Genomic DNA, 9,847 nt, shown 5'->3' on the forward strand with positions numbered 1-9,847 from the left:
CAATTGATGCTCACACTTGCTTTAGTTTAGTTAATTTATTTTGGAGGTTTGAAAGGTATGAAGAAAAATTTGAAGGTATTCGTACTATTTTCAATCTTGTCATTACTAGTATGTAGCAATGGATGTGCAAGAAGAAGTTCAAAAAATAATGAAAATAAATCGGATGATTTGTATGAAGCAACCTTAGAGGAAATTGAGCAAATCAACAACAATAGTAATTTTTTTGGATATAAGCTCTTAGACGATGCGCCTAAAAATGCTGTTAGTGGTTTGCCACAAACTTTAAGAAAAGATGCTTCTGATGATATTTACTATATTGATTCTTATCATGGAAGCACTAAGATAGTTACCATGATATTGAAATCAAGTGATGCAAATCTTCTGGGGATTTCTCCTGGTGATAGTAAACAAGATATAGAAGAGAAGCTTGATGAAAGTAATTTTACGCAAGATAAAAGTACTATTGAAAGCAGAATACGATATGAGGCATACCATATTAATCTTATTTTCGATATTACTAAAGATGGATTTATAGAGACAATAAGCATAAGTATCGCCGATCCTACAGAAGTAAGACCTGATTATTAATATGATGATTTTCAGCATAGTAAATTACTCAATAAGGAGACTTAGAGGTATAAATATAATGAATAAAATTATGAAAACATTCTCGCTATTCTCCATATTTTTGTTACTTCTATGTTGTATTGGTTGCACAAGAAGGAATTCAAATAATAATGAAAATAAATCGGATGAAAAGTATGAAGCAACTTTAGAGGAAATTGAGCAAATCAACAATAATAGTTATTTTTTGGGATTAAATCTCTTGGCTGAACCACCAGATGGTGCTGTATCTGGTATACCGTTAACATTCAGGAACGAGACTTCTGAGGATATATATTATGTTGGAAGTTATCACAAAAATGCAAGCATTGTAGCAATGAAATTAAGATCGAAAGATGCGAACTTTATGGGGATTTTTCCTGGTGATAATAAACAAATTATACAGGATAATCTTGAACAAACTAATTTTGTACAAATAGAAAGCCCTGTTGAAGATGGCATTCGTTATGAGGCATTTCATATTATACTAGATTTTGAAATTGCAGAAGATCAATTTATTAAATCGATTGGTATAAGTATTGCGGATCCAACAGAGGATACTATTGATTATTAAACTATCTAATTATAAAGAGTTTCACAAATTACTAAGTTTTGAGAATGAAATAACCGGATTAATGTTCTAGTAAAATAAAAAATACAGGTGTGATGAGTAGTTGAAATTTATAAAAAAATCCTGACTCTCTTTGTTTTCGAAGATGTTAGTTTTCTATAACATGGATTAATTAGTAAATAATGAAATTACTTTGAAAATTAACTTAAGACAAAGAGAGTCGACAATCATGATGTGGTGATTAGACAACGTACCAATAGTAAACATTGTAGACAAGGAGATGGAGATATGACAAGAGAAGAGGCTTGGGATTTACTTACAGAGTTCAATCAGGATGAATTTCATTTGGAGCATGCGCAGATTGTTGAGAATACTATGCGTTACTTCGCAAATGAACTTGGTTATGGAGAGGAAGCCGATTTTTGGGCAATTGTAGGGTTGTTACACGATTTGGATTTTGAGATGTATCCTGAGGAACACTGCATCAAAGAACAAGAAATTATGAGGGAACGTGGTGTGGATGAGAGAATAATTCATGCTACTACAAGTCATGGATATGAGTTGACTGTTGATGTTAAGCCTGAGCATGAGATGGAAAAAGTGTTGTATGCAGTAGATGAGTTAACGGGATTAATTGGTGCGGTGGCGATTATGAGACCATCGAAGAGTGTACAAGATTTAGAGTTAAAATCAGTTAAGAAGAAATATAAGAGTAAAGGGTTTGCAGCTGGCTGCTCAAGAGATGTTATTGAACGAGGAGCTGATATGCTTGGTTGGACTTTAGATGAGTTAATAGAACGTACCATACAGGCATTACGAACTTTTAGAAGATAAAAATGAATAAAGTATTAAACGACAAAATATTAACGGTTTCTTAGCAGGAATTAATTAAGTAATATGTTAGAATTGACAAATACATATTAATTAGTTAAAGGAGATAAAATCACAATGCAAGATGTAATTATTCAACTTATGAATCAGTTTGGCTATATAGGGGTTATGCTTTTAATTGCCATTGAGAATATATTTCCACCAATTCCTTCGGAAGTAGTGTTAACATTTGGAGGTTTCATGACAACCTATTCAAGTTTGGCGGTTGTAGGAGTGATAGTTTCCGCTACAATAGGATCATTGCTTGGAGCAGTCGTACTATATTATATAGGACGTATCTTGAATAAAGAGCGTTTGATGCGAATTGTATCTGGTAAAATCGGTAAGATTTTATTTCTAAAGGCTGATGATATTGAAAAAGCAGACCGTTGGTTTGCTACAAAAGGGGACAAGGTTGTATTCTTCGGTAGATTTGTTCCTATTATACGTAGTTTGATATCCATACCAGCAGGAATGAGTGGAATGCCTTTTGGACGTTTCTTCATATTAACGACAATTGGTTCATGTATCTGGAATACGGTATTGATAGTGATTGGAAGTATTGTGGGTGAGTCATGGGATAAGATTGCTGCTATTATAAATGAATATGCATTTGTTACATTGGTGGTCTTAGTGATTGTATTTATTATTGGTGTTATATATTTCTATAAAAAAAGGGTTCGGGAACGTAACTAGTTTCCGAATCCTTTTTGGATTAAAGATTCATTTGGAATTAATTTGCAAAACCATTGACATACCTAGATTATCTATGTATAATAATACCTAGAAAGTCTAGGTATATTATTTTCTCTATAAATATTTTTGAAAGGTGTGACATCAGAATGGATAAGAAATTAATGTCGGTAGGAACATCATTAATGGTTCTTAAATTACTTAAAGATAAAGATATGTATGGGTACCAGATTATTAAGGAATTAGAAGAACAGAGTGAGCAGGTATTTTCATTAAAGGAAGGAACTTTGTATCCCATATTGCATGGCTTAGAAGTACAAGGTGCAATACAGAGTTATGAGCATGTTGCAGAGAATGGAAGATTACGTAAGTACTATAAGATAACAGAGGTAGGACGTAATACTTTTGAGGAGAAGAATAAAGAATGGAAGCTTTATCAGAAAGGAATCAATAAAGTATTGGGAGGTGCTACCATTGCCTAGAGAGATCGAGGATTATGAGGAAGTCAAAATATTTATACAAGATGTCACAGAACAGATCCAATATCATCCGATACGGACGGAGATTAAAGAAGAGTTACTTTCTCATATAGAAGATCGTGTTGAAGAGTATGAGAATAATGGAGAGAATAGGGATGATGCTGTAAAGAATGCTGTGATACAGATGGGAAAGCCAGTTGATATTGGTATATCTTTGAATTCTGTACGAAAAACAAAAGATAATTGGTGGGGTATTGGATTAGGGATATTCGCAATATTGTTAGCGATAATAGGAAATGTTCGTGAATGGAGTGATCAAGGTTTTGGTATACATGGTTTATTTTCTTCATTTTATCTGCCAATAGGGATTATATTATTACTATTATTTTATTTAAAAGGATATGAAATTCTTGTTAGGAAAACAAAAGTAATTGGATATTTTTTGTGTGGAATTATATCATTAGAAGTGCTTACGTTATTGATAAGAAAGTCAACTACTATATATAATTTAGATTTTGCAGTAACGATATGGTCAAAATTATTTAGTTCTGCTATAATTGGGGCTATGTTGTTAATAATGGTTCCGCTTATTGTGATTTCTATCTATGGAATTAGGCAAAAAGGAAAGTTGGCTATAGCTATGTCTTTTGCGATTATGTTATTGTTATTGGTTTTGAGTGGATTTCAATTAGGTTTTAGCATAGTTACGAATGAACTTATAGCCATTATTGCTTTCGTAATCATTTTAGGAATAATGATTGCGAGTAATGTATTAAATGGGAAGAAGAAGCAATTGTGGTTATGGTATAGTATTGGAATAGTTGTTTTATTTGGAGGCTATGTATCGGTTAATAATAAGGGGCTTTCAAGTGTTTCCTATAATTTAGCAAGATGTTTTGAACCCGAATCGGTAGATCATGGAACTTTGAGCTATGCTTATGATAGTATTACAATACGAGATCTATTAAGTAAGGCTAAACCTTTTGGAAGTGTTATGTTAACTCAGGAAGAATGGAATGTAATACAAGCAAAATCAGATGACGATGACACAAGGAACATTACTTATGATGTGGCTAAGAACGATAATGTTCTAAATTTAGCTTTGCCACAACACTATAATAGAAATTATCGTATTGCATACTGGATTGTTAAATATGGCTGGTGTGTTGGTTGTCTATTGGTAATGGTTATAGCTACACTTTATATTAGCCTAGTGACAATGGCTTCTAAAATTATGAATCAATTAGCTAGGATGCTAGCAATTACATGTTCGATAAGTTTATTGCTGCAGTTTATATTTTATTTGTTATCCAATATGGGCTATCTATATGGTAACAGTGTTAATTTGCCATTGATTTCAGATGGAATGTGCAGTATAGTGGTGAATATGGTCATGTTTGGAGTTATACTTGGAGCTTATCGATATGACCATGTTTGGAATAACTGGGATTATAAACTAATTTATTATAGTGTTAAGCACTAGCTAAAGTAAGAATTCTCTTACGTCAGTTGAACAATTTTGAATTGTAAATTGTATAAGCTGGCGTATTTTTATGTATAAAGAGAAATATACATGTATATCTAGATAAATTTGAAAATATTATTTACAAAATAGAAATAATGGAATATAATATATCATATAATTCATATTAAAATAGTATGAAAATATTGTAATAGAAATAAGGAGGAATAAATAGTATGGAAAAGAGTACATTTCTAACTGGTTTTTTACAATTGAGTGATTTTAGAACATATCTATTTTTGGCAGTTTTACTCGTTGTATTTTACTTTATTCATAGAATAGAAAAAAAGAAAATTAATTTTTCATATCGTATGATTATCGGATCAGTTGTTGGTCTGGTATTAGGTGTTGTTATTCAATTGATAGCAAAGTTTCCAAGTGAACCAAGTGAGGTCGTTTGGTTATCAGAGGTATCCAGTTGGTATGGTTTAGTGGGTAACGGTTTCATGGATTTGCTAAAGATGCTAGTTGTACCTTTGGTTTTCTTCTCAATTATTCGTGTCATCATGAATATGCAAGGTGAAAATCTTGGTAAGCTAACATATAGAACAATTGGAATGCTTGTTGGTACAACATTAATTGCATCCATAATAGGTGCAGTGCTTGGAAGCGTATTTCAATTAGGTTCAGCCTTAGTGGTTGAAGGCGGGGATGCCCAGATTCGTGAAGTGGTTCCAATCGTTGAGACACTAAGAGGTTTGTTACCTTCGAACGTAGTGAATGCTATGTCTGAAGGAAATATTATAGCAGTTGTTATATTTGCAGGATTTATTGGTATAGCAATACGAAGATTGAACAAAAAGCATCAAGATATTATTGAACCATTTACTAAATGGGTTGAGGCTTTTTATAAAATCATGTTGAGTATAGCAATGACAATAATTAAATTTATGCCTTATGCTGTTGTGGCATTGTTAGCGAATACAATTATATCTAGAGGCGTTAGTGTGTTAGCTGCTGTACTTAAATATATATTGGTATTATATCTAGGAATTGTAATCATGTTTATTGTTCAGCTTATTATCGCTGCTATACAGGGAGTGAAGCCGTCAACGTATATAAAGAATGGATTAGAGCCATTGATATTGGCATTCACTTCCCGTTCAAGTTTAGGTACATTGCCAGTATTAATTGAGACATTACGTGAAAAATTCTTGGTTAATGAAGGTATCGCAAGCTTTGTGGGTAGCTTAGGGGCCAATATGGGTATGAATGGTTGCGCAGGTTTGTATCCTGCAATGACTACCGTTATGTTAGCCCAGATGGTTGGAGTTAATATGGATCTTAGCTTTTTCATAATGTTAGCGATTGTTATAGCTATTAGTTCTTTTGGTATTGCCGGAATACCAGGAGCAGCTACAATTTCTATCTCTGTTGTTATATCAGGAATGGGATTAGGTGCATATTTTCCTCTTATAGGAGCAATTGTTGCAATCGATCCTATATTAGATATGGGCAGAACTTTATTAAACGTGAGTGGTACAATGGTTAGTGCGATTACGGTTAATAAGTCGATAGGAAAGGAAGAAGTTGAATAATGAAAATAATAATAATTGGTGGAATTGCAGCTGGTATGAGTGCAGCTGCCAAGCTTCGACGTATGGATAAGGAAGCGAGTATAACAATATATGAAAAAGAAAATTATATTTCATTCGGTGCTTGTGGTTTACCTTATTATGTAGGAGATTATTTTGATGACTATGAGCGTATGTTAGTTAGAACGCCAAAACAAGCAATTGAATCTGGAATTAATGTACAGGTAAAACATGAAGTTATCCAAGTTGATACAGATGGAAAACGTGTATTGGTAAAATGCTTAGAAGATGATTCTAAGCATTGGGAATCGTATGATAAATTGATGATTGCTACTGGTGCAAGAGCAATCCAACCTCCTATACAGAATATAGATTTAAAAAATGTATATTTTCTACGTAATTTAGAAGATGGACAGCAAGTTCGTGAAAGAATGTTGGACTCTTCGATTAAGACGGTCGGTATTATTGGAGCAGGATTTATAGGACTGGAAGTTGTAGAAGCAGCGAAAAAGTTAGGCAAGGAAGTACATGTATTCCAATTAGAAGACCGTATTCTTAAAGATATATTTGATGAAGAGATTACGAAAGTTCTAGAAGAAGAATTATTGGAAAAAGAAGTTCATCTACATCTGAATGCAAAAGTAACAGCACTTGGTGGAAAAGAGTATGTACAAGAGATTCGTACAAAGGAAGAAAGCTTTCAACTCGACCTTGTAATACTTGCAACAGGAGTAAAACCAAATACGGAATTCTTAAAAGACACTGATCTCAACATGTTATCTAATGGAGCTATTGTTATTGATGAAGAAGGAAGAACATCGATAGATAATATCTATGCAGCAGGAGATTGTGCAACTGTACCACATAGAATAAAAGAAAATCCAGCCTACCTTCCGCTAGCGACAAATGCCAATAAATTAGGAAGAATTGTTGGAGAAAATCTTGCAGGAAAACATGTTAAGTTCAATGGAACATTAGGATCTAGTTGTATTAAAGTACTTGATTTAGAGGCTGGTCGTACTGGCTTATCGGAAGCGGAAGCAAAAGACTTGGGAATCCAAGTAGGTACTGTGTTCATAACAGATAAAAATCATACGAATTATTATCCAGGTCAAGAATTATTAGGAATAAAACTAATCTATGACGCTAATACGAAAGTATTACTGGGAGGCCAAGTAGTAGGAAAACAGGATGCAGTACAACGAACTAACGTGCTAGCAGCGGCTATATATGGGAAAATGACAACGAAGGAATTAGGAATGTTAGATCTGTGTTATGCCCCTCCGTTTGCTAGAACTTGGGACGCTTTAAATAATGCGGGTAATGTAGCAAAGTAGATATATAGTTAAGTAGCGTCTTCTTTTATTTTTTCATATAGTAGATTAAAAGTATAATCTAGGGAGCGATATGAATAAAATAAAAGATAGCATATTTACCATTGTAGGTTTGCTCTGTGTGGCTCTAGGAAGTATTGGAATTTTATTGCCTATCTTGCCGACTACACCCTTTTTTGTGCTAGCAGCAGTGATGTTTGGTAAAGGATCTAAGGGAATTTATCAGTGGTTTCTTTCAACGAAAATGTATCAGAAGCATGTAGCGTCCTTTGTTCAATCAAAATCAATGACTGCTGGTGAAAAAGTCTGCTTATTAGGTATGGTTACTATGATATTAGCCATTTCTACGATGATAGCATCTAATTGGTGGGTACGAGGAGTATTACTCATGGTGGCTGTATTCCATTACTATTACTTTTTATTAAAGATCAAAACTACTAAAGATGAGCAGTAAAGATATGTGTCTGATGCAAACTTTAGCATAGAGAGAATGTGGACCGTCACATTCTCTCTTTTTAAGTTTATGGAAGACTAATGTAAAATGGTTATTATGATTCTTACAATTGCTATAATAAGAAAAATACGGTTGGAAAATATGTAAAATTATGGTAGACTAGTAGTAGGAATATTAAGAATTTTAATATTAATGCCGATATAAAAAGTAAGACATAAGGTAATTAGTAATATATGCGAGGTATACTGCGATGAAGAGAAAGAATTGTAAATATACATATGGATTAATTAGTTTATTAGTTGTTGTCTTTTTATTAGATTTCTTGGTTTTGAATAAAGAAGGAACGAAAGTTCTATCAGTAGACCATCTATTGAAGGGAAATCAGTGGGGATATCTAACGCAGTATGGAAGGTTACTTAATATAAATGCTATGAGCCCAGAATGGTGGCGTTTATTTACTTGTATGTTTTTGCATGCAGGTATTCCTCATCTAGTAGTGAATTGTATTGGATTATATTGTATAGGCTCGATTGTGGAAAGAAGATTTGGTAGTAAGAGATTCGTTGCGATTTACTTACTTTGTGGAATAGGATCAGCTCTAGTCACAACATCTTTCACTTATGGAAGTGTTGGGGCAAGTGGGGCCATCTATGGTATGGGTGGAACTCTATTAATTCTAATAATTAAAGAGAGGAAGAATATTTGGTCTTTGGAAACTATCTTAAAGAAGATTCTAATAATTGCATATCTGATATTACCGAATTTAGGTGGTGTAAACACGCTGATATCTCATGAAGTTGGATTAATCATTGGAATACTTCTTGGATTAATTTTTAGTCTCAGTGTAAAAGATAGTGATGATAGGGATTTATCAAATGAGAATATGAAACAAGCAAATTCGTAATTAGAAAATAACAAGTAGGTATATGAAATTAGTTAAATATTTTTAATTGAATAAATAATTAAAAAAATGTTGACAAATCAGTCAACTTATGTTATTATATATCTTGTCTTCAGTAAGACAAGACTATATATGCGCGAGTGGCTCAGTGGTGGAGTATCGCCTTGCCAAGGCGAGGGTCGCGGGTTCGAATCCCGTCTCGCGCTCTCAAAGATAACGAAAAGAGGATATCCTAAAGGATATCCTTTTTTCGTTATTCGAGTCCAATCCTGGACTCGAAGTTCGAATGTCTCCGCTCCGCTCCGGTCCGCGCAGGACCGAGGTCCACTGGACCTCGTGCGCCGTCTCGCGCTTACTTAAAAAGAGCAGGAAAGCTTGTAAATATTGGAGGAAACAAATGAAATTTTATATTGCTTCAAGTCTTATAAATTATGAACAAGTGTGTGACCTTTCACGTCTACTAAAAAATGCTGGTTGGGAACATACTTATGATTGGACATTACATTGCCCAGTGAAAGAAACAGACGTAGAAACACTAAAGTCTATTGGCGAAAAGGAATATGAAGGGATAAAGCAGTCTGATGTTGTAATAATATTAACTCCGCAGGGTAGAGGAACTCATACGGAATTAGGTATAGCAATAGCATTAAACAAAAAAGTTTACTTATGTCACCATGATGATACATACTTTAAATGCGATGATAATACAACAACATTTTATTGGCTTTCACAAGTAAATCAGCTTATTGGAAATACAGAAGATATTGCGAATGAGTTGCTAAAATTATTGTAAAATTATGAACATAATGCGAAGTTATCATACTCTATTTTGTCTGTAATTATATTATAGATAAAGACATAGAAAAAGCACACACTCTATGTGTG

At 33.5% G+C, this 9,847-nt stretch carries 11 protein-coding genes and 1 tRNA gene; all 12 read left to right on the plus strand.

Annotated elements, in window-relative coordinates; genetic code table 11:
* The first annotated feature begins 57 nt into the window (after positions 1-57).
* The 12 genes from ACW2QF_RS12105 (at position 58) to ACW2QF_RS12160 (ending at position 9,755) form a co-directional block, all read left to right on the plus strand.
* Positions 58-588, plus strand: a complete 531-nt coding sequence (locus tag ACW2QF_RS12105; RefSeq protein WP_455716263.1) for a hypothetical protein — start codon at positions 58-60, stop codon at positions 586-588.
* 58 nt (positions 589-646) lie between these two features.
* A complete protein-coding gene (locus ACW2QF_RS12110; protein WP_455716264.1) occupies positions 647-1,177 on the plus strand; it encodes a hypothetical protein in 531 nt (176 codons plus the stop codon).
* Between the two features lie 285 nt (positions 1,178-1,462).
* Complete coding sequence (locus ACW2QF_RS12115) at positions 1,463-2,008, plus strand: hydrolase (RefSeq protein WP_455716265.1); 546 nt, start codon at positions 1,463-1,465, stop codon at positions 2,006-2,008.
* Positions 2,009-2,122: 114 nt separating this feature from the next.
* Positions 2,123-2,740 (plus strand): DedA family protein, encoded by a 618-nt coding sequence (locus ACW2QF_RS12120; protein ID WP_455716266.1) that lies wholly within the window; start codon positions 2,123-2,125, stop codon positions 2,738-2,740.
* A 146-nt stretch (positions 2,741-2,886) separates the two neighbouring features.
* A complete protein-coding gene (locus ACW2QF_RS12125; RefSeq protein WP_455716267.1) occupies positions 2,887-3,219 on the plus strand; it encodes a PadR family transcriptional regulator in 333 nt (110 codons plus the stop codon).
* Positions 3,212-4,699: a permease prefix domain 1-containing protein gene (locus tag ACW2QF_RS12130; protein ID WP_455716268.1), complete on the plus strand. Its 1,488-nt coding sequence runs from the start codon at positions 3,212-3,214 to the stop codon at positions 4,697-4,699. Before ACW2QF_RS12125 ends, ACW2QF_RS12130 begins: the two co-directional genes overlap by 8 nt.
* Before the next feature lie 215 nt (positions 4,700-4,914).
* Positions 4,915-6,276, plus strand: coding sequence for a cation:dicarboxylate symporter family transporter (locus tag ACW2QF_RS12135; protein ID WP_455716269.1), 1,362 nt, complete (start codon positions 4,915-4,917; stop codon positions 6,274-6,276).
* Positions 6,276-7,610 carry a CoA-disulfide reductase gene (locus ACW2QF_RS12140; RefSeq protein WP_455716270.1) on the plus strand — a complete coding sequence of 445 codons (1,335 nt, stop codon included), beginning with the start codon at positions 6,276-6,278 and terminating at the stop codon, positions 7,608-7,610. Before ACW2QF_RS12135 ends, ACW2QF_RS12140 begins: the two co-directional genes overlap by 1 nt.
* 70 nt (positions 7,611-7,680) lie before the next feature.
* Positions 7,681-8,061, plus strand: coding sequence for a YbaN family protein (locus tag ACW2QF_RS12145; protein WP_455716271.1), 381 nt, complete (start codon positions 7,681-7,683; stop codon positions 8,059-8,061).
* Between the two features lie 250 nt (positions 8,062-8,311).
* Entirely contained in the window at positions 8,312-8,965 is a 654-nt protein-coding gene (locus ACW2QF_RS12150; protein ID WP_455716272.1) for a rhomboid family intramembrane serine protease, read from the plus strand.
* 131 nt (positions 8,966-9,096) lie between these two features.
* Positions 9,097-9,168 (plus strand) — tRNA-Gly (locus tag ACW2QF_RS12155).
* 191 nt (positions 9,169-9,359) lie between these two features.
* Entirely contained in the window at positions 9,360-9,755 is a 396-nt protein-coding gene (locus ACW2QF_RS12160; protein WP_455716273.1) for a nucleoside 2-deoxyribosyltransferase, read from the plus strand.
* Positions 9,756-9,847: the final 92 nt, after the last annotated feature.

It is taken from the genome of Anaerosporobacter sp. (assembly GCF_965301125.1).

What these genes read in the sequence shown, in the direction of transcription:
- ACW2QF_RS12105 (WP_455716263.1), top strand. Translation starts at nt 58, where the DNA reads ATGAAGAAAAATTTGAAGGTATTCGTACTATTTTCAATCTTGTCATTA.
- ACW2QF_RS12110 (WP_455716264.1), top strand. Translation starts at nt 647, where the DNA reads ATGAATAAAATTATGAAAACATTCTCGCTATTCTCCATATTTTTGTTA.
- ACW2QF_RS12115 (WP_455716265.1), top strand. Translation starts at nt 1,463, where the DNA reads ATGACAAGAGAAGAGGCTTGGGATTTACTTACAGAGTTCAATCAGGAT.
- ACW2QF_RS12120 (WP_455716266.1), top strand. Translation starts at nt 2,123, where the DNA reads ATGCAAGATGTAATTATTCAACTTATGAATCAGTTTGGCTATATAGGG.
- ACW2QF_RS12125 (WP_455716267.1), top strand. Translation starts at nt 2,887, where the DNA reads ATGGATAAGAAATTAATGTCGGTAGGAACATCATTAATGGTTCTTAAA.
- ACW2QF_RS12135 (WP_455716269.1), top strand. Translation starts at nt 4,915, where the DNA reads ATGGAAAAGAGTACATTTCTAACTGGTTTTTTACAATTGAGTGATTTT.
- ACW2QF_RS12140 (WP_455716270.1), top strand. Translation starts at nt 6,276, where the DNA reads ATGAAAATAATAATAATTGGTGGAATTGCAGCTGGTATGAGTGCAGCT.
- ACW2QF_RS12145 (WP_455716271.1), top strand. Translation starts at nt 7,681, where the DNA reads ATGAATAAAATAAAAGATAGCATATTTACCATTGTAGGTTTGCTCTGT.
- ACW2QF_RS12150 (WP_455716272.1), top strand. Translation starts at nt 8,312, where the DNA reads ATGAAGAGAAAGAATTGTAAATATACATATGGATTAATTAGTTTATTA.
- ACW2QF_RS12160 (WP_455716273.1), top strand. Translation starts at nt 9,360, where the DNA reads ATGAAATTTTATATTGCTTCAAGTCTTATAAATTATGAACAAGTGTGT.